The organism is Halobellus captivus (genome assembly GCF_003697845.1).
Taxonomy (GTDB): Archaea; Halobacteriota; Halobacteria; order Halobacteriales; family Haloferacaceae; genus Halorubrum; species Halorubrum glutamatedens.
On record NZ_RDQE01000010.1, the window covers coordinates 155,315 to 174,621 of the forward strand.

Sequence of the window (19,307 nt, forward strand, 5' to 3'; positions counted from 1 at the left end):
TACTCGACGGACCCGATCCGGCGGATCACCGCGCCGGGCCCGCGTCGCGATGGAGGTACAGGTACGCGAGCACGGGCAGGATGGTGAACACGAGCGTTGCGAGGAACCACGCCAGCGCCCGGTCGCTGCCCCGCGCCTTCGCGTCGCGGTAGATCCAGACCGCGACCGCGAGGACGATCCCGTACACCGCCCCGTAGTAGAGCACCGACCGGAGCGTCGCGAACTGGAGGATCGTCGTCGCGAGGGGGACCGGGTCCATACCCGGTCTGCGGGACCGGGCGAAAAGAGCGTAGCGGTCGCGATCGCGACTGACGGTTTGGTCTCCGATCCGACCCGCTTACGTCCGGCCCGCTCACCGCCAGGGTCGCGACTCCTCGGTGAGCTCGCCCGCGAGGTCCCGACGCATCACTCCCGCGGGGTCGTCCGCGTTCGCGAGCGCCCACATGAGCTTCACCTTCGCCGTGCCCGGGAGGGTGTCGCCCGCCTCGATCACGCCGGCCTCGAGCAGGTCGCGGCCGGTGTCGTAGACGCGGTCGCACACGCGTCCCTCGAGGCACTGACTCGTCATGACGACGACGGTCCCGTCCTCGACCAGGTTCTCGATCCGGGGGATCAGGTCGGTGTGGACGTGGCCGAGTCCGGTTCCCTCGATCACGACGCCCGCCTTCCCCTCGAGGTAGTCCCACGCGGCGGGATCCATCCCGGGCGTGAACTTCGCGAGCTCGACGTCCGACTCGAGGTCGGCCGCGATCGCGGGACCGTCGCCGGTCCCGTCCCCGCCACGAGGGGCGGGCTCACGGTTCCACGCGATCGCGTCCTCGGCCACGTCGCCGTCGGCACCCGACTCGGTCGCGACCTCGTAGTCGACGATCCCCAGCGGCTCCGCGCCCACCGTCTCGAAGGCGTCGCGCCGGGAGGTGTGGTTCTTCCGGACCCTGGTTCCCCGGTGGAGCGCGCAGGCGTCGTCGGAGGGGCCGGCGTGCATACACACGAGCGTCTCCGCGTGGTCGGCCTTGGCGGCCTCGACCGCACACACCGCGTTCATCACGTTGTCCGAGGAGGGCCGGTCCGCCGAGCGCTGGCTCCCCGTGAACACGACGGGGACGGGGACGTCGAGGGTGAACGCGAGCGCGGACGCGGAGTACTGCATCGTGTCCGTCCCGTGCATCACGACGACGCCGTCCGCGCCGGCTTCGACCTCCTCGCGGACCGCCCGACCGAGGTCCTGCCAGATCCCCGGCTCCATGTTCTCCGAGAGGATGTTGGCGACGACGCGGCCGCGGTAGTTCGCCCGTCCCGCGAGGTCGGGGACCGCCCGCAGCACGTCCTCCGCGTCGAACCGGGCGGTGACCGCGCCCGTGCGGTAGTCGACGGTCGACGCGATGGTCCCGCCGGTGGAGATGAGCGCCACCGTCGGCAGGTCCTCGTCGAAGGTGATCTCGCTGACCTCACCCGCGGCGTCGCCCGTCTCGTCGACGTCGCGCGCGCCCGACTCGAGCACCTCGACGTCGGCCGCCTCGCGGTCGATGCCGACGTTGTACCCGCCGTCGAGCTTGACGACGAGGTGGTCGCGCGTCGTCGAGGGCAACAGGACGCCCTCGTTCGTGACGTCCCCGCGGTCGACGCGGACGCGATCTCCCGGTTGCATACCACCCGGTTCCCGGTCGGCGGACTTGAATCCAGCCGTTCGTGGTCGGGCGGAGAACGGACCGGGCGTAGCGATCCGATCGTTTCAGACCGGAAGGTCCGCGTCGGGGCCGACGACGCGGTCGACCTCCTCCGGCGCGCGCCAGCCGGTCGTACGCTCGAGCAGTTGGACGACCATCCGTCCCGTCACGCCCCAGACGGTGTAGCCGTCGACGTGGAAGTAGTGGACGCGGTGGTCGCCGTACTCCGGGTGGCCGATCCGCCGTTCGGACTCGTAGTTCGCGGGGTCAACGAGGTCCTCGATCGAGAGCACGGCGACCTCTGCGACCTCCGACTCGTCGGGGACGTACTCCCGGTCGGGCGCGACGCCGACGAACGGACGAACCGCGTACTTGCTCGAGGTGCGGGTGTCGTCGATGCGGCCGACGACGTCGACCTCGTTCGGGCGCATCCCGACCTCCTCGTCGGCCTCCCGCAACGCGGTGTCGGTCAGCGTTCGGTCGATCGGCTCGCGGCCGCCGCCGGGGAAGCTCATCTGTCCTGGGTGCTCCCCGAGGTGTTCGGCGCGCTTCGTGAAAAGCAGGTGGGCCGCGCCGTCGCGTTCGATCACCGGGGCCAGCACGGCCGCCTCGCGGCGGCCCGCGAGCGACCGTGGCGTGTGACGACGAAGCCCCGACAGGTCCATGCCCGAGCGTAGGAACTCGGGGGCGGTTAACCTTTCTCCGATCATCGAACATCGAGGACCGTCGTTTCAGCGATCGAGAACGTACTCCCAATGACATGACGATTCCCGTAGGTTTAAGCACTGACGTTTGAATCGTTAGTCGATCACCGAACATGAGACATCGACGAATTCTCGTCGCGTTGCTCGTCGTCGTCGTGACGGCGGGCTGTACGGGTGCCGTCCCCGGACTCGGGGGCGCAGGGCCGATCGACCAGACGCCGGACAGCGCGGAGGCGGTGTTCCACGTTGACGCCGACGGACTGGAGGGCGATCCCGCGACCACGACGATCCTCGAAAGCCTCTCGGAGGAGGACCCGTCGATGGAGGACCCCGAAGAGGTCGGTAGCGAGTTCGAGGACGAGTTCAACGTCGCTCCCGACGAGGTGAGCGAGGCGGTCGTGTTTACGGAAGACGTGGAGGCGGCGGGCGGGTACGGCGAGCAGTCCGTCGGGCTCATCGTTCACGGCGAGTTCGACCCGGCCGACGTAGTCGACGGCATCAGAGAGCAGTCGACCGATCTGGAGGAGGTCGAGTACAACGACCGGACGTTGTATACGGGATCCGACCAGAGTCTGGCCGGGGACACGGCGGCGGTCGCCGTGCTCGACGAGGACGGCCAGATCGTCGTCGGTGACCGAGCGTCGGTCGAATCCGTCGTCGACACCGCTGCCGGCGACGCGGACGCGTTGAGCGGCGATCTCAAAGACGAGTACGACACCGCCAGCGACGGCGCGCTGGTTTCGGGCGCGACGGAGTTCCCGGGCGAGGAACTCGCCGGGCAATCGGTCGGTGCCGGCGTCGACACTTCGGTGCTCGAATCGGTGACGCTCGCGTCCTACGGGTACCGTACCGACGACGAGACGGTGTCCACGGAGCTTCGACTCCACGCCGAGACCGCGTCCGACGCTCAGGACCTGCGCGACGTGATCGCCGGCGCGCTCGTCGCCGCCGGCGACACCGGATACGAGGACCTCGACGCCGAGTTGGACGAGATCGAGGCCGAACTGGACGGTGACGACGAGTCGATCGTCGTCGTCAGTTACGAGGGCGACGCCGAGGACATCGCGAGCGCGATGGAGACGGTTCTCTACTAGTCTCGATCACCCTCGTTCGACACCCGATGATACGCGATACGGCCGTGTTTCTCTGGACGGAGGCGTATGCAGCCAGACGACGGCTCGCCGCTCTCTTCGTCGGCTTCGCGCTCCTCCCGGGGCTCCTCGTGGTCGGCACCGTCGGGTTCGATCAGACGCTTCCACAGGACGTCCCCGTCGGTATCGCGCCTGCGGAGGCGGAGACGACCGCGGACGACATGACCGTAACGCGAGGCGGGGTCGCGCTGTTGGGCACCCCCGTCCGGTACGAGACCGAGGAGACCGCCCTCCGCGGGCTCGACCGCGAGGAGGTGTACCTCGTCGTGCTCGTACCGCCCGACGTGCTCGATGACGAGTCCACGACGGAGTTCCGGATGATCTGGCACGGATCCGCGGTACCGCTCGTCGAGGCGATCGGGCTGTTGGAGGCCGTCTTGAGCGTCGAGCTCTCGTCGTTTCTCCCCGGGGAGGTCGACGTCACCCACGAGCAGCGCGGGACGTTATTGACGCTCTCGGAGTACCTCATCCCGACCGGGATGACTCTGTTCGTGCTCGTCGTCGGGTTGCTCTTCGTCCCCTACGACGTGATGACCGATCGGCGGGTCCTCGATCGCGTCCGACACCAGTCGCGATTGGAGGCGTTCGTGGCCGCGAAGCTCCTGTTTTACGTCCTCATGACGGGCGTCGTTCTCACCGCCGTCGCGGTCGCGAACGTCCCGATGGAGTACCGGATCGCCCCGCTTCGCGTCGAGACCGCGACCGCCGTGGGGCTGTTGTTCCTCTCGACGGCGTCGATCGGCATCGGGATCGCGTTTCTCCTCGGATTGGGGCGTGCCGCGCTGTTCGTCAATCTCGGGGTACTGATCGGGATCGTCGGACTCGGGGGGCTGCTGTATCCGGTCGGCTTCTTCTCGTCGACGCGGATGGCGATCGCTCGGAGTCTTCCCCCGCACTATCTCGCGATCGTGATCAGGGGACACCTCGTCCGCGGCGACGGGTTCGGGCTGTACGCCGACTGGTACCGGTTCATCGCCATCTACGTCGTCGGCTGCCTCGGCTTCTGTTGGGGCTGTATCCGAACCTACGAATGGAGGCGTTGAGGATGGCGACACGCCTCCTTTCGGGTCGGGTCGTCGCCCTCCTCGACCGGATCGGTTCGCGGGGGATGTATCGGGAGCCCTCATCGGATCCTTCGGATCCGATCGTCCGGTTTCAGGACGTCTCGAAACGATTCGGTCCGGTGACCGCACTCGACGGGATCGACTGTCGGTTCGATCGCGGGGAGATCCACGGGGTCGTCGGGCCGAACGGCTCGGGGAAGACGACGCTCTTCGAGATACTCCTCCGTCTCCGCCACCCCACGGCCGGGACGGTGACCGCACCGTCGCCGGCGGACATCGGGTACTCCTTTCAGGAGCCGCAGTTCTATCCCGGCCTCACGGCGGGCGAGAACCTCTCGGTCTTCGCGCGACTCCACGGCGACGTCGACCCCGAATGGCGACGTTCCGTGACGGATCGCCTCCGACTCGACAGGGTACGCCACCAGCGGGCCGCGGCCCTTTCGGGCGGCTTCAGAAAGAAGCTCGACGTCGCCATCGCGCTCGTCTCCCGGCCGGAACTGCTCGTGCTCGACGAGCCGCTTGCGGGGATCGACCAGCTCTCCCGGGAACGCGTTCTCGAGTTGATCGTCGAACACGCCGAGGACGGGGGGACCGTTCTCGTCTCCTCACACGACCGCGAGCGCGTCGACCCGATCCTCGACTCCTCGCTGGCGCTGTACGACGGTCGGATCGGCGGGCCGGAGTGAGCGCCGCTTCACTGTCCCGTAATCCGTTAACGGGTCGAAGCGAGAGCCGATCCGCCGGGCCGATGGCGAAGGGGCTTCGGACCTTTTAAGCCCGCGACCCGCCCTGTGAGGAACAATGAGCGACGACGACCAGGAGCTCGGCATCACCGAGTCCAAATCACACAACACCGGCGAGTGGTACGCCGAGGTCGTGCGGAAGGCGGGGCTCGCGGACTACGGTCCCGAGGGGATGAGCGGGTTCATCGTCACGCGGCCGCGAGCGTACGCGATCTGGGAGCGACTCCAGGGGTTCCTCGACGCGAAGTTCAAGCGGACGGGAGTACAGAACGCGTACTTCCCGATGTTCATCCCCGAGTCCTATCTCGAACGCGAGAAGGACATCGTCGAGGGGTTCGACCCGGAAGTGGCGTGGGTGACGGAGGCGGGCACCAAGGAGCTCGAGGAGCGGCTCGCGGTCCGACCGACGTCCGAGTCGATCATCACGCCCTACATCTCCCAGTGGGTGCGGAGCCACCGCGACCTCCCGCTTCGGGTGAACCAGTGGTGTTCGGTCGTGCGCTGGGAGGCGACGGAGACGAAGCCGTTCTTCCGGACGAAGGAGTTCCTCTGGCAGGAGGGACACACCGCCCACGCGACGAGCGAGGACGCCTGGGAGGAGACGATGACGCGGCTCGACCAGTACGAGTCCGTCTACGAGGACCTCCTGGCCATCCCCGTGCTCAAGGGCCAGAAGCCCGACCACGACAAGTTCCCCGGCGCGGACACGACCACGACCGTCGAGGCGCTCATGCCGGACGGCAAGTCGGTTCAGGGCGCGACCTCCCACCACTTGGGGCAGTCGTTCGCGGAGGCGTTCGACATCACCTTCTCCGACGAGAACGAGGACGACCGCACGGCCCACACCACCTCGTGGGGACTCTCATGGCGCGCGCTCGGCGCGCTGGTCATGACCCACTCGGACGAACAGGGGCTGGTGTTGCCGCCGACGGTCGCGCCGACGCAGGTCGTCGTCGTCCCCATCTGGCAGGAGGACACCAAGGACGAGGTCCTCGAGTACGCCGAGGGCGTCGCCGACGACCTCGAGTCGGCGGGCGTTCGCGTCGAGCTCGACGACCGCGACGAGCGCAACCCCGGATTCAAGTTCAACGAACACGAGCTGAACGGGGTCCCGCTGCGGATCGAGATCGGCCCCTACGAGGTTGAGGACGGGGAACTCACGCTGAACCATCGCCCCGACGGCGAGGAACGCGTCGAGGACCGCGAGGACGTCGCCGGAACGGTGCGTGACCACCTCGACGAGGTGTACGCGAAGCTGTACGCGGCCGCCGAGGACACCCTGGACGGCGAGGTCCGGGAGGCGGACGACCGCGCGGGGATCCTCGGGACGCTCGGCCAGCACGGCGGCTACGTGAGGACGCCGTGGTGCGGCGATGAAGCCTGTGAGGAACCGATCAAGGAGCCGATGGCCGCGGAGATCGTCATGGTCCCCTTCGAGGACGACGACCCGCTCGTCGAGGGCGACGCCGACGACCACGACGAGACGTGCGCGATCTGCGGCGACCCCGCCGAGCGAACGGCGTACTTCGCGAAGTCGTACTGAGCGGGTCGCGTTACCGGGGCGCTCATCGAAGGATCGCGTCCGAAACCGGCCACTAACGCGGCTCGCGCGTCGACATCCGGCTTAATTCGGCTTAATTCGGGGCGAGGGGTGTGGAGGTATTTATCGGGGGGCCGCCGATCGGGAGACATGAACCGGCGAATCTCGACGCTCGTCGTCCTCATCGTCGTCACGGGAGTGATCGCCATGGCTCCGCTGGGGGCCGCGGTTGCGGGCGACCACGGCCACGACGAGACCGGCCACGACGTGGCTGGCGATCGAACCGCGGCGGACGACCGAGCGACCGTGGCGGGCGGTGCGACGAACGAGTCGGATGGGTCGACGGACGGGACGGACGGGCGGGCCGACCTCAGCCCCGGCGAGCGGCTCTCCGGAGTCATCGACGTCCAGGGCGCGGAAGTCGAGGGCGAGGTCGAGTCGCGGTCGTTCGGGATCCGGATCGCGGAGGCGGAGACCGACGGGGAGCGAGCGGCGGTGATCGCGGATCAGCTCGACCGCAACGAGGAGCGGCTTGCGGAGCTCCGTGATCGACAGCGCGAACTCCGCGAGCGTCGTTCCGGCGGAAACGTGAGCGACGGCGCGTACGCCGCACGGGAGGCGAAGATCGGCGTGCAGGCGGCGTCGGTGAACCGGACGACCGAGCGGAGCGCCGAACTCGCGTCGGGGCTCTCGGAGGACGTGCTCGCGGAGCAGGGCGTTGACGCCGAGCGGATCCGGACGCTCAGGGAGCGGGCGAGCGAGTTGAGCGGCCCGGAGACGGCCGCGATCGCCCGTGAGATCGGTGGGAACCGAACCGGGGCCCCGATGGGATCCGATCGCGGGATGGGACCCGATCGCGACGACCGTCCGGGAGCCGGAAACGGCCTCGGAGAGGCCGAGGGTGACCTCCCGGGGATCGGTGGCCCGAATTCGACCGGGAACACCTCGGAGGCGGAAAACCGAACGCCGGGGAACGGCCCGGAGCGTGACGGAGCGAACGTGAACGGATCCGACGCCGGGGGGAACGCCACCGGTGGATCGGATGCTACTGGCGGCTCGGGTTCCGGCGAGGACGCGTCCGGGAACGGAGCGACCGGAGGCGGGACGGACGCCGGCGGTGACGACGTCGTCACGGACGACGGCGAATCCGCAAGTGACGCCGAACCCATGAGCGACGACGAATCCACGAGCGACGGCGAATCCACGAGCGACGGCGAACCCGAGAGCAGCGGGAACGCCGGAAACGAGGACGAGTCAGGTTCCGATCCGGATTCGGGTGGAGACGCGGACGGCTCCGACTCACCGGGTTCGAACGGAGATACGGGCGGAAACGACCGGAACGGGCCGTAGCGTGACCATGTCGGAGAGTGACGACCATCCGGCGACCGTGGAGGGTCACGGAACGACCGGTCACGACGCCGTCGATCGCGACGGGAGCGAACACGACCGGGGGACATGGGAAGCGATTTAGCGCGCCCGCGTGTCCGTCCGTCCGTGAAGCGAACGACCGCCCTCCTCGTGGTCGTCTGCTGTCTCGTCGTGGCTCTCCTCGTCGGCGCGTCCACCGGCGTCTCGGGGGTCGCCGGCGATCCCTTCGCCCAACAGGAGGAGATCGACCCCGACGACGTCCTGATCACCGCCGACGTCGATGCCGAGGGCGACGCGGTCTGGACGATCGAGTATCGAGTGCGGCTCTCGACGAGCGACGAGGAGCAGGCCTTCGAGGAGTTCCGCACGGACCTCGAGGCGGACCCCGCGGCGTACACCGACCGCTTCCGTGGGCGGATGGAGACGACCGTCGGGGCGGCGGCGAACGCGACGGGACGGGAGATGTCGGTCTCGAACGTGTCGGTGACCGCGGAGCGGCGGGAGATCCCCCAGGAGTACGGGGTCGTCACCTACCGGTTCCGCTGGGGCGGCTTCGCGACCGTCGAGGACGGCCGGATCGCCGCCGGTGACGCGATAGACGGGATGTTCCTCGACGAGGAGAGCTCGCTCATCCTCTCGTGGCCGGACTCCCACGAGCTGGACGTGGCCTCGCCCGCGCCAGCGGAAACGCGGGACGGATCGGTCGTCTGGATCGGCCCGGTCGACTTCGCCGGGGGTGAACCGCGGGTCTCGGCCGTCCCCGAGTCCGCCGTGAGTTCGCTCCCCGGCGGGCTTCCGATCCTCGCCGTCGTCGGTCTCCTCGTCGTCCTCGGCGGAGCCGTGGCGTACGTCCGACGCGATCGGAGGTCGCCGGTCGCGGAGGACGGCTCGACGGCAGGGTCGAGCGCGAGCGATGAACGCCGGGACGAAACAGCCACGGACGCCGAAGCCGACGCGGAAGCGGCCGCGGACGACGGTTCGACGGACGATAGCCCCGCGGACGACGAGTCATCGGACGGCGACTCCGCGGGCGACGACGGAGAGGTTCCGCCGGTCGACGCGGAGCTTCTGAGCAACGAGGAGCAGGTGCTCCGGCTTCTCGAGCGTGAAGGCGGGCGGATGAAACAGAAGCGGGTCGCGGAGGAGCTCGACTGGACGGCCGCGAAGACGAGCCAGGTGGTGACCGGGCTCCGCGACGAGGGCGACCTGGAGGGGTTCCGGCTGGGCCGCGAGAACGTGCTCACGCTGCCGGACGAGGGCGGCGCCGAGGACGGAAACGACGGAAACGATGACGCCCGTGACGACAGCGACGACGGAACCGGCGGCGCGTCGGCTACCTAGAGGTACTCGTGCGCCGCCGTCGCCGCCTTTCGACCGCTCTCTAGCGCGCCCTGGATCGAGGACCACTCGGTGTACTCGCCCGCGAGCACCACCGGCCCCTCGGGGTCGTCCGGGTCGGGGAGGGTCGCGTGAACCCCCGGCGGCTGGACGAACTGTGCGAAGGGGATCCGGTCGACGGCGACGGTCTCGAGGCTCTCGAACCCGCGTTCCGGGAACCACGACGAGAGCGCCTCGCGGGTGTCCTCACGGAGGTCGTCCGCGTCGCGCTCCAACGCCGCCTCGCCGAGGAACGTCGCGGCGAGCAGGGGACGGTTCCGGGGCGCGTACTCGGTGGCGACCTCCGAGATCGGCACCACCGCGTTCGGCGACTCGTCGGCCGCGTTGAGCAGGATCCGCCGCCCGGTCGTGAACGACGAGTGCTCGGGGAGCGCGTACCACGCGGTGACGTTGGGGACCCCGGACTCCGGGATCGACTCGACTCCGGTCAGCGTCCGGGCCTCCGGCGGCGTGGTCGCGACGACGACGGCCTCCGCGTCGAGGGTCCCGCCGTCCGCGAGTTCGACGCGCGCGCCGTCCGCCGGGCCGCCGGAGCCGAGCCGGAACCGGCCGCCCGAGCCGACGTCGATCCGCTCGACGTCCTCGCCAGTGCGGACCTCGACGCCGGCATCTGCGGCGCGCTCGGCGAGCTGCTCGGGGATCGCCGCCATCCCCGCGGCGGGCACCGCGATCGACCCGCGGCTCATCGCGCGGAAGGTGTACTCGAAGACCGCCTTGGAGGTCGAAAGCGACCGATCGAGGGTGATCCCGCCGTAGAAGGGTTCGACGAAGTTCGCGACGTAGTCGCTCGAGAAGCCCCAATCCGTGAGGTAGTCACGGATCGAGGCGTCGGAGCCGGAGCCCGCGAAGAACTCGTCCTCCGCGCGTTTCGAGAGGTCGTACCGGAGCGCGAGCGTCCGGAGCTTATCGGAGAAGGGGATCTCGTGGTTCAGCGCGGACTCGACGACGGCGGTCGGCTCGCGGAGCGGGTCGGAGAGGACGGCTCGCGATCCGGGCCGACAGATCGTCGCGCCGGGCGAGAACGCGCGGAGGTCGAGCGCGTCGACGTCGAGTTCGCGAGCCACGGCCGGGTAGCTCGTGAACAGCACCTGAAACCCGCGGTCCAGCGTGAAGCCGTCGACCTCGCGGGAACGGACTCGACCGCCGACGGTCGGCCGTCGTTCGAGCAGCGTCACGTCCGTGCCCGCCTCCGCGAGGCGGGCCGCCGAGACCAACCCGGAGAGTCCGCCGCCGACGACGATGGCGTCTGCGTCCATGCGTGGAGGTTCGGACTGGTCGGTTATAAGCGGCGGCGGGACGGAACGGGATCCGTCGGCAGTGGAACGGAGGAGTCCTGACCGTGGAGACCGTCTCTAACGTCTCAGCTGCCCGGTACTACCGTGTCGTCAACGAGACACCAGTGAACACCGTCAACGCCCCGGTCGCTCGACTGTACGTATTCGGTGACTAGACCGCGGAGAACACCGTCAAAGCCCCAGCCACGAGGCGGCCCCTTTGAGTCCCGCCCACACCGCACTACCGGAGGACGTTCCTGCTCGCTTCGCTGCGCGGGCTGCGACTTCCGTACGCCCGCTCGTTTCACTCGCGGGACCGCCCCGCACCTCACACCTCCCCAGCCTCGTCGGCCGCCTACGGCGACCGACTCCCTCGCGTTCCGGTCGCGGGCCTCCGGCCCGCTCCCGGGCGCGCCACCGCTCAATCGATGGATCGTCGACTCGGGCTCGCCTCGCGTGTCGCGCCGACCGGAGTGGGAAGCGATTAGTCCCGGCCGACGCAAGGTCGCGTATGGAGACGACCGAGACGTTCCGCGGGCTGGAGAGTCGCGCGTCCGGGCGGGTGTACGAGACGGCGGACCCGGCGGAACTCCCCGAGGAGGCGGGGCGCGTCGAGCCGACCTACGAGTACGACGCGGTCGATCCGGACGACCTGTTCTCGGCTTCGACCGGCATCCCGGCGGGCCACTGGCGCTTCGACGCGCTCCTCCCGTTCCCCGCGTCCGCTGGGATCTCGGCAAGCGAGGGATCGACGCCGCTCGTGCCGACCGAGCGGCTCGCCGACGAGCTCGGCGTCGACGCGGTGTACGTCAAGGACGAGGGACGAAACCCGACGGGCACCGTCCTCGACCGCGGGCTCTCGGTCGCGCTGACCGCGGTCGCGATGCGGGCCGCCGCCGGGGCCGACGTCGAGCCGCTCGCGTGCGCGAGCCCCGGCAACGCGGGGCAGTCGATGGCGGCGTACGCGGGCCGCGCGGACCTGCGGTCGTACGCGTTCGTCCCCTCGCGGTGTGCCTTCTCGAACAAGGCGATGACCAACGTCCACGGCGGCGACATGCGCGTGGTCGGCGGGCGGTTCCCCGACGCGGCCGCCGCCGTCGACGAGCAGCTGGAGACGGCGTACACGGACCTGGACGAGTTCGCGACCCCCTACCGCCACGAGGGAGTCAAGACGGTCGCGTTCGAGCTGGTCGCCGACCTCGGCGGCGCTCCCGACGTCGTCGTCGTCCCGACGGGTTCCGGCGAGGTGCTCGCGGGCGTGTACAAGGGGTTCTCCGAGCTGGCGCGGATCGACGCGATCGGTTCGGTTCCCCGGCTCGTCGCGGCCCAGCCGAGCGGCTGTGCCCCGATCGCGGCGGCGGTCGAGCGCGGGCTCGACGAGCCGGAGCCGTGGTCGACGCCCGACACCATCTGCGGCGAGTTGGAGATCCCCGACCCGGCCGGCGGCCGAGCCGCGGTCGAGGCGGTCGAGCGGAGCGGCGGGACCGCCGTGACGGCCGACGACGGGGACGTCCTCGAAAGTGCGGTCGCCGTCGCCCGGAACGAGGTGATCGAGATGGGCGTGGCCGGCGGGGCCGCACCCGCGGGTGCGTGGGAACTCGCCGAGGAGGACTACTTCGAGGGCGACGAGACGGTCGTCCTGCTCAACGCCGACGCCGGACTCAAGACGCCCGACGTGTTGCGGAGCCACCTGATGGGACAGGGCATCTGAGTTCGACCGAGGAAGGACGGAACCGCTACGGCCGACGGCCCACGCCCGCGGCGAGCGTCGCGAGGACCGCGAGGACCGCCGCGACGACGCCGAAGCCGGGGACGCCCTCGCCGGTCTCGGACGCCCCGCTTCCCTCGTCTCCCTCCTCCGCGGCGTGCTCCTCGACCGCGTCCGCGATCGTCGTGGTCGTCTCCATCACGCTGCGCGGCGCGGGCTGGTTCAGCCAGTGGACCTCGACCACGACCGCGTTCCCCTCCCGACCGGCGGTCGTGTCCACGTACGGGCTCTCGTCCATGATCGGCGAGTCCGGCTCGTTGACGAGGATCAGCTCGGGGTCCATCTCGAGGACGACCTCGTCGGAGAGCTGCGGGTACCCCTCGCCCTCGGCGGCGGCGACGTTCTCGAGCCCGCCGATCGTCATGAGCTCGTCGATGAAGGTGTTCCCGGCGGCGACGTAGCCGCTCCCGAGCGGGTAGAGCGCGGCCGGCCGGTCGAGGTCGGCGGTCCGGTCCCGGACCTCCTCGACGGTGTCGTTCATCTCCGCGTTGGTCTCCGCGGCGGCGTCACACTCGCCGACCAGCCGGCCGATCGTCTCCGTCTTGTCGGCGATGTCGGCGACGCCGGTCGCCTCGGGGAAGTGGTAGACGGTGAGGTCGGCGTTCCGGAGATCCTCGACTTGGTCAGCGGAGGCGTTGGGTGCCAACACGAGGTCGGGTTCGGTGCCGACGACGCGCTCGACGCTGACGCCGAGCCCCTCCGCCGAGACGTTCGCCCTCTCCTCCGCCCCGTCGAGGTACGCCGCGTACTGGGTCACGCCGACGACGCGGTCCTCCGCACCGACCTCCCACAGGACCTGGGCGGCCGAGGGGTTCGTCGTCGTGATCCGCTCGGGCGGCTCCTCGAGCGTGATCGTCTCGCCCGTCGCGTCGGTCACCTCGAGCGGGAACGAACACTCTCCGGAGCCGTCCGTCTGGTGGACGTCCGAGCCGCCCGTCATCTCAGTCGTCGGCTGTGCGCCCGCCGCCCCGCCCGCGACGCCGCCCACGAGGGCCGTCGTCACGAGCAGCGCGATCGCGACCGCGAAGCTGTCTCGCATCGGTGTATCGACGCGTCCGGTCCAATAAGTATTTACCTACTACAAGTTTTGTTGTCTATCGAATGCGTGTTCGACGTCGAGCCGCGACCTGGTCGGCCGTCCTAGCCGCCGCGCTCGCGGTCGTCGTCGTCGTCAGCGCCGGGATCGGGCCGGTACGGATCCCTCCCGCGGAGGTCCTGAAGGTCGTGTTGAACGCGGCGGTCATCCCGGCGGGCGTGGAACTCGGGACGCGGGGCGCGGGGCCGCTCGCGCTCCCGGGGATCGACCTCGCGTACCGCTCGCCGTTCGCCTTTTCCGTCGACGACGTCCACCGGCGGATCGTCCTGCTCGTCAGGCTCCCGCGGATCCTGCTCGCGGCGCTCGTCGGGTTCTCGCTCGCGGCCGCGGGCACCGTGATGCAGGGTTTCTTCCGCAACCCGATGGCCGACCCGTCGATCATCGGCGTCTCCTCGGGCGCGGCCGTCGGCGCGGTCGCGTTCATCGTCTTCCCGACCGCGCTGTCGGCGACGCTGACGCTGCCCCTCGTCGGCGCGGTCGACCTCGGCCTCTCGTACGGAGCGGGCGTGAGCCTGTTCGCGTTCGTCGGCGCGCTCGTCGCGGCGTTCGGCGTTTACGCCATCGCGACGCGACACGGTCGGACCCCGGTCGCGACCCTCCTCCTGGCCGGTGTGGCCGTCCAGACGTTCCTCGGCGCGGTCATCTCGTACCTCCAGTTACAGGCGGGCGAGTCGCTCCGGCGGATCGTCGCGTGGCTGATGGGCCATCTCTCGGGAGCCTCCTGGAACGAGGTCGCGGCCACCGCGCTCGTCGTCCCGCCGCTCTTCGCCGTGCTCCTCGTGTACTCTCGAGACCTCAACGTCCTCCTGCTCGGCGAGGAGGAGGCCCACGGGCTCGGGATCGAGGTCGAGCGCACCAAGCGGGTGCTGCTCGCCGCGAGCGCGCTGATCACGGCCGCGGGGGTCGCGTTCGCGGGGGTCATCGGCTTCGTCGGCCTGATCGTCCCGCACATGCTCCGGCTCCTCGTCGGCCCCGACCACCGGGTGTTGCTCCCGACCGCCGCGCTCGCCGGCGGGACCTTCCTCGTCGCCGCCGACACCGCGGCGCGGTCGGGGGCCGCCGAGCTCCCGGTCGGCGTCGTGACCGCCGCCGTCGGCGCGCCCTTCTTCGTCTACCTGCTGATGAGCCGGGAGGTGAACGAGCTGTGAGTGCCGACGATACGGGAGACCCGCTGATCGCCGTCCGCGACCTCGACGTCGCTTTCGGCGACCTCGAGGCCGTCTCAGGCGTCGACGTGACGCTCGAATCGGGATCGTTCGTCGGGCTCGTCGGTCCCAACGGCGCGGGCAAGACGACCGTCCTCCGGGCGATCAAGGGAACCGTCGACCCCGACGGGGGGACGGTCCGGCTCGACGGCGACCCGATCGACGGGCTGTCCGCCCGCGAGGTCGGCCGGCGCGTGGCCAGCGTTCCACAGGACACCGGGCTCGCGTTCGACTTCCGGGTGCGCCACGTCGTCGAGATGGGCCGGACCCCACACCTCGGACGGTTCGACGGCCACGGGCCCGAGGACGTCGCGGCCGTCGACGAGGCGATGGCGGCCGCCGGCGTCGAGCGCTTCGCCGACCGCTCGATCGCCGAGGTGTCCGGCGGGGAGCGTCAGCGCGTTCTCCTCGCACGGGCGCTGGCACAGGGAACGCCGGCGCTGGTCCTCGACGAGCCCACCGCGAGCCTCGACGTGAACCACGCCGTGACCACGATGGACCTCGTCCGCGACCTCGTCGACGACGGCCGGGCCGCGATCGCGGCGATCCACGACCTCGACATGGCCGCCCGGTACTGCGACCGGGTCGTCGTTCTCGCCCACGGGGGAGTCCACGCCGACGGCCCGCCCGCGGAGGTGCTCGACGCCGGAGCGGTCCGCGGGGCGTTCGACGCGGAGCCGTTCGTCGGCCGGAATCCGGCCACCGGGACGCCCGCGGTGACCGCCTTCCCGCGGTCGGACGCCGACCTCCGCCGACTCCACGTCGTCGGCACGGGTCCGGACGCCGCGCGGGTCGTCGCCCGGCTCGCGGCCGCCGGCCACGAGGTCTCTCTCGGCGTCGTTCCCGAGGGCGACGCCGCGGCCGTCGCGGCCACCGACGCGGACGCCCCCGTCGTGACCGTTCCGCCCTTCGCGGGCGTCGACGCCGCGTCGCGGGCCGCGGCGCGCGAATTGGCCGCCGAGGCGGACGTGGCTCTCGTCGTCGACGGGAGGGACGACGACCGCGACCGCGACGGAGGCGACCACGACGAAACCGGACGCGACTCCCACGGGTCCGGCTCCCACGGGCTCGACTCCCACGGACCCGAACACGACGTGAGCGGGGTCGCCTCCGCCGCGGAGCGCGTCGTCGAGGTCCCCGCCGACGTCGACGAGGACGACCTGCTCGAGGCGGTGGCGGATGCGTCGACGAATCCGATCGAGGCGGAACCGACCGGATCGACCGAACCGACATAGCCGTCCTCGTCCTTGACCCACGAAACGTCACGCTTTATCCGACCGACCCCTTCCCTCCGGCAATGAGCGTCCCCTGCGTCGCCGTCGAGCGCGAGCGCGGCGAGACCGTCCGCGAGCGACTCGCCGACGCCGACCTCCTCGACGGCGACCACCGGATCGCCGTCGAGGGCGGGATCATCTACATCCCGGTCACCGACCCTTCCGCGGTTCCGGTCGAGTTCTCCGACCGGCTCGTCGAGCGCGACGCGGCCGAGCGGGAGCGGCCGCGGACGCCCGCCGACCTGCTCGGCTACGAGCCGTCGCTCGAACGACTCGGCGACATCGTCATCCTCGACGAGGACGACGACGACCGCGCCCGCGAGATCGCCGACGCCGTGCTGGCCTCCGACCTCCCGTGTGCGACCGTGCTCAACCGCGCCTCGCCGATCGAGGGCGAGCTGCGCGTCCGCCGGTGGGAGGTGCTCGCGGGGAACGGCACCGAGACGGTCCACCGCGAGTACGGTCACGAGTTCGCGCTCGACGTCGCGGAGGTGTACTTCTCCCCGCGGCTCGCGACCGAGCGCCACCGCGTGATCGAGCAGGTGGAGCCCGACGAGTCCGTCGTCGACATGTTCGCCGGAGTCGGCCCGTACGCGGTCCCGATGGCGGCCCGCGGCGCGGACGTGGTCGCCTGCGACCTCAACGAGGCGGCGATCGCGTACCTCGAGGAGAACGCCGAGCGGAACGGTGTCGCGGACCGCGTGACCGCGATCGCCGGCGACGTCCGGGAGACGGCGGACGTCTACGCGGACACGGCCGACCGGCTCGTGATGAACCTCCCGCACTCGGCCGACGAGTTCCTCGATACCGCGGTGTCGCTCGCAGGCGAGGAGTGCGTGATCCACTACTACGACATCCAGCACGAGGACGACCCGTTCGGTCCCGGGGAACGGGCGATCCGCGACGCCGCCGGCGACGACTACGACGTCGCGGTCGAGACCGAGCGCGTCGTCCGGTCGTACGCGCCCCACGAGTACAACGTCTGTCTCGACGTCCGGCTGACCCGGGCGTGAGGGCGATCCGGGTCGGCGGCATCCGACGACCCGACGTGACGATCAGTACGCGATCAGCGCGACCGCGACGACCGCCGCGGCGATCCCAGCCAGGTCGCTGAGTTCGGGTACGTCGCCGAAGAGGAGAAAGCCGAGCGCGGCGGCGACGACGAAGTACATCGCCGTGATCGTCGTCGCGATCCCCGCCGAGCCGATCTGGAGCGCCGCGTAGTAGGCGACCGCGCCGATGCCGGAGGCGACCCCGGCGAGCCCCGCGAACCACAGCGCGGTCGGGTCGTTTCCGAGGAGGCTCGTCCCCCGATGCCAGACGTACACGCCGGCGACCACGATGGCGACCGAGTAGGAGACTATCATCGCCACCTCCGGGGCCATGGTTCGGGTCGCCACGTCGGCGAAGAGCGCCCAGAACCCCCACGCGATCGCGCCCACGAGCGCGAGGACGACGACCTGGTTCATCGACGGTCGCCACCTCCCGAACCCTCGTTTGGGGCGGGCGAGTATCTCGCTCGCGCACGATTCTCGGTGGTCGCCGGCGTGGTCGGTGGCGTGAGACGCATACGTCGTCTGGGGCCGGCGTCGTGAAAAACGGTCGCGATCCGGTCGCTCGCGTCCGATGATCACCGGATGCGCGAAGAACGCCGTCGGCCCCGAGGGACGGTCGGGGCGGACGACCATGGCCCGTCACATGACGAGAGTCCGCGGCCGTGGAATCGGGGCCAGAGGCGACCTCGCGCTTGGCGTCTCGAGGACGTGGATCACACGTCGGCCGCGGTCGTTGCTGACAGCCGATGACCGACCGCCGGCGCGGTCGTGGGGACGTGGTCGAACTTCGTCCGACCGTTCGTGGCGCGGTGTGCCACGTCGTCGCCGGCGGGGTCGTCTCCGCCCGATACGGGCTCCGATCGGGCAGACACCGTCACGGGACCGGTTCCCGCCGCCGAGAGGCGTACGGTGTCTTTCGGCACTCGATGGATGTTCAATCGGATATTTATGCTTTTCCCTTATATAGTTATTAGAAACCAGGATATTATGAAAAGATCGGGCCTCGATGATCCGAATATCCGTGCATCTTGAAGCACGCTCTCGGAGCGTGACCACGGTCGGTTCGGGCGGTCGGGGGTTCCGTTACTGACTCCGTTTCGGAACCCTTATTTTCGTCATCGGGGTATGAACGGATGCGTGCCGGAGTAGCTCAGCTGGCAGAGCGATTCCTTCGTAAGGAATAGGTCGAGGGTTCAAATCCCTCCTCCGGCTCTCGCTTCACTTCGTTCCTCGAGGGAGTACAAATGACCGTTAGAGGTCCTCATACTTTCTTTTTCGCATTTAGGCACCCCTCGGAACACGACATTTGATTCGGTCTCGCGGCCAGGTTTGCCGCCAACATTTGATTCGGTAAAGGGGTTGCAGGCGGGCTGTGGTGCGGTTTCTGGAAAGGAACGATCGTCGGGCCACCAGCAAGAATCCGATAATAGACCGTCTCTCGCGATTGGGAACCCGAGTTGCGATGGAACTTCTCGGCGATAGTAGTCCCCCGAGTTGGACCACGGATGGGACACCAGCGTGCGCCGAGTGAAGTCGCCCACAAGTTGCTGATCCGATTTCGAGCGGCCTCTATGCGGTAGTGTATCGCGCGCGAGATTCGTCGGCTCGGACGTAGGAGAGGAGTCGCGGTTAGGACAGAACGCCCGCTCGAAGTGTCTCGACGCCAGCCTGATCAAAACACGTTATGTCTGAGAACAACCGGTAGAGGCATTTACCGGATACCGCGGCCACATCTTGGGATATTATTCATTTCCGTTTATAAAACGGGCCTATGGTTCGACAGATCGCGCTTGATTTGATTCAAGTTGTCGGGCTGATGTTGCCCGTAGTCTTCCTTACCATGCGATTCGTTCAGAAGAATACCTCGCCTGAAACGCCCGAACAGACTGAATCGGTGTTTTTGGTGCTCTATTGAAAATGGAAGACAGCGGCGGGATCCTTCCGTAACGGTTTGAGGAAATGAGGTCGAGAAGGCGATTATGGGCGTCGCGCTACTCAAC

The 19,307-nt window shown here is 69.4% G+C and carries 17 protein-coding genes and 1 tRNA gene; 11 read left to right on the forward strand and 7 right to left on the reverse strand.

The annotated features are described in order from the left end of the window. Positions 1 to 25: 25 nt before the first annotated feature. The 3 genes from EAO78_RS12845 to EAO78_RS12855 form a co-directional block, all read right to left on the reverse strand. The gene (locus tag EAO78_RS12845) at positions 26 to 259 is read right to left on the reverse strand and encodes a hypothetical protein (protein WP_238987694.1); all 234 of its coding nucleotides are present in this window, start codon (positions 257 to 259) and stop codon (positions 26 to 28) included. Between the two features lie 93 nt (positions 260 to 352). Beyond that, complete coding sequence (gene gatD, locus EAO78_RS12850) at positions 353 to 1,648, reverse strand: Glu-tRNA(Gln) amidotransferase subunit GatD (RefSeq protein ID WP_122106231.1); 1,296 nt, start codon at positions 1,646 to 1,648, stop codon at positions 353 to 355. Positions 1,649 to 1,732: 84 nt separating this feature from the next. Continuing rightward, complete coding sequence (locus tag EAO78_RS12855; RefSeq protein ID WP_122106232.1) at positions 1,733 to 2,332, reverse strand: NUDIX hydrolase; 600 nt, start codon at positions 2,330 to 2,332, stop codon at positions 1,733 to 1,735. A gap of 152 nt (positions 2,333 to 2,484) precedes the next feature. Between EAO78_RS12855 and EAO78_RS12860 the strand changes: the two genes are divergently transcribed. From EAO78_RS12860 to EAO78_RS12885, 6 genes are all read left to right on the forward strand, one after another. Beyond that, positions 2,485 to 3,465, forward strand: coding sequence for a hypothetical protein (locus EAO78_RS12860; protein WP_122106233.1), 981 nt, complete (start codon positions 2,485 to 2,487; stop codon positions 3,463 to 3,465). A 26-nt stretch (positions 3,466 to 3,491) separates the two neighbouring features. Continuing rightward, positions 3,492 to 4,565: an ABC transporter permease gene (locus tag EAO78_RS12865; protein ID WP_122106234.1), complete on the forward strand. Its 1,074-nt coding sequence runs from the start codon at positions 3,492 to 3,494 to the stop codon at positions 4,563 to 4,565. A gap of 2 nt (positions 4,566 to 4,567) precedes the next feature. Then, positions 4,568 to 5,272: an ABC transporter ATP-binding protein gene (locus EAO78_RS12870; RefSeq protein ID WP_162498075.1), complete on the forward strand. Its 705-nt coding sequence runs from the start codon at positions 4,568 to 4,570 to the stop codon at positions 5,270 to 5,272. A 115-nt stretch (positions 5,273 to 5,387) separates the two neighbouring features. Next, positions 5,388 to 6,872: a proline--tRNA ligase gene (proS, locus tag EAO78_RS12875; RefSeq protein WP_122106236.1), complete on the forward strand. Its 1,485-nt coding sequence runs from the start codon at positions 5,388 to 5,390 to the stop codon at positions 6,870 to 6,872. A 147-nt stretch (positions 6,873 to 7,019) separates the two neighbouring features. After that, the gene (locus EAO78_RS12880) at positions 7,020 to 8,219 is read left to right on the forward strand and encodes a hypothetical protein (protein WP_122106237.1); all 1,200 of its coding nucleotides are present in this window, start codon (positions 7,020 to 7,022) and stop codon (positions 8,217 to 8,219) included. Positions 8,220 to 8,363: 144 nt separating this feature from the next. Continuing rightward, positions 8,364 to 9,578: a helix-turn-helix transcriptional regulator gene (locus EAO78_RS12885; RefSeq protein ID WP_122106238.1), complete on the forward strand. Its 1,215-nt coding sequence runs from the start codon at positions 8,364 to 8,366 to the stop codon at positions 9,576 to 9,578. Here EAO78_RS12885 and EAO78_RS12890 read toward each other — a convergent pair. Next, positions 9,575 to 10,891, reverse strand: a complete 1,317-nt coding sequence (locus tag EAO78_RS12890; RefSeq protein WP_122106239.1) for an NAD(P)/FAD-dependent oxidoreductase — start codon at positions 10,889 to 10,891, stop codon at positions 9,575 to 9,577. The genes EAO78_RS12885 and EAO78_RS12890 overlap by 4 nt on opposite strands. A gap of 529 nt (positions 10,892 to 11,420) precedes the next feature. Between EAO78_RS12890 and EAO78_RS12895 the strand changes: the two genes are divergently transcribed. Beyond that, positions 11,421 to 12,620: a pyridoxal-phosphate dependent enzyme gene (locus EAO78_RS12895; protein ID WP_122106240.1), complete on the forward strand. Its 1,200-nt coding sequence runs from the start codon at positions 11,421 to 11,423 to the stop codon at positions 12,618 to 12,620. Positions 12,621 to 12,645: 25 nt separating this feature from the next. On the opposite strand, the gene EAO78_RS12900 is transcribed toward EAO78_RS12895, so the two are convergent. Next, entirely contained in the window at positions 12,646 to 13,716 is a 1,071-nt protein-coding gene (locus EAO78_RS12900) for a PGF-CTERM-anchored ABC transporter substrate-binding protein (protein WP_122106241.1), read from the reverse strand. Between the two features lie 62 nt (positions 13,717 to 13,778). Between EAO78_RS12900 and btuC the strand changes: the two genes are divergently transcribed. The 3 genes from btuC to EAO78_RS12915 all read left to right on the forward strand — a co-directional run bounded on the left by btuC (position 13,779) and on the right by EAO78_RS12915 (position 17,265). Further along, positions 13,779 to 14,921 (forward strand): vitamin B12 ABC transporter permease BtuC, encoded by a 1,143-nt coding sequence (gene btuC, locus EAO78_RS12905; protein ID WP_122106242.1) that lies wholly within the window; start codon positions 13,779 to 13,781, stop codon positions 14,919 to 14,921. Next, complete coding sequence (locus EAO78_RS12910; protein ID WP_203227879.1) at positions 14,918 to 16,213, forward strand: ATP-binding cassette domain-containing protein; 1,296 nt, start codon at positions 14,918 to 14,920, stop codon at positions 16,211 to 16,213. The genes btuC and EAO78_RS12910 overlap by 4 nt, the downstream gene beginning before the upstream one ends. A 62-nt stretch (positions 16,214 to 16,275) precedes the next feature. Then, positions 16,276 to 17,265, forward strand: coding sequence for a class I SAM-dependent methyltransferase (locus EAO78_RS12915; protein WP_122106243.1), 990 nt, complete (start codon positions 16,276 to 16,278; stop codon positions 17,263 to 17,265). Between the two features lie 42 nt (positions 17,266 to 17,307). Here the strand turns inward: EAO78_RS12915 and EAO78_RS12920 are convergent, their stop codons facing one another. Next, a complete protein-coding gene (locus tag EAO78_RS12920; protein ID WP_122106262.1) occupies positions 17,308 to 17,721 on the reverse strand; it encodes an EamA family transporter in 414 nt (137 codons plus the stop codon). 299 nt (positions 17,722 to 18,020) lie between these two features. Next, the gene (locus tag EAO78_RS12925) at positions 18,021 to 18,230 is read right to left on the reverse strand and encodes a hypothetical protein (protein WP_122106244.1); all 210 of its coding nucleotides are present in this window, start codon (positions 18,228 to 18,230) and stop codon (positions 18,021 to 18,023) included. A 216-nt stretch (positions 18,231 to 18,446) separates the two neighbouring features. On the opposite strand from EAO78_RS12925, the gene EAO78_RS12930 reads away from it, so the two are divergent. Continuing rightward, positions 18,447 to 18,519: transfer RNA gene (locus tag EAO78_RS12930), tRNA-Thr, on the forward strand. Positions 18,520 to 19,307 lie beyond the last annotated feature (788 nt).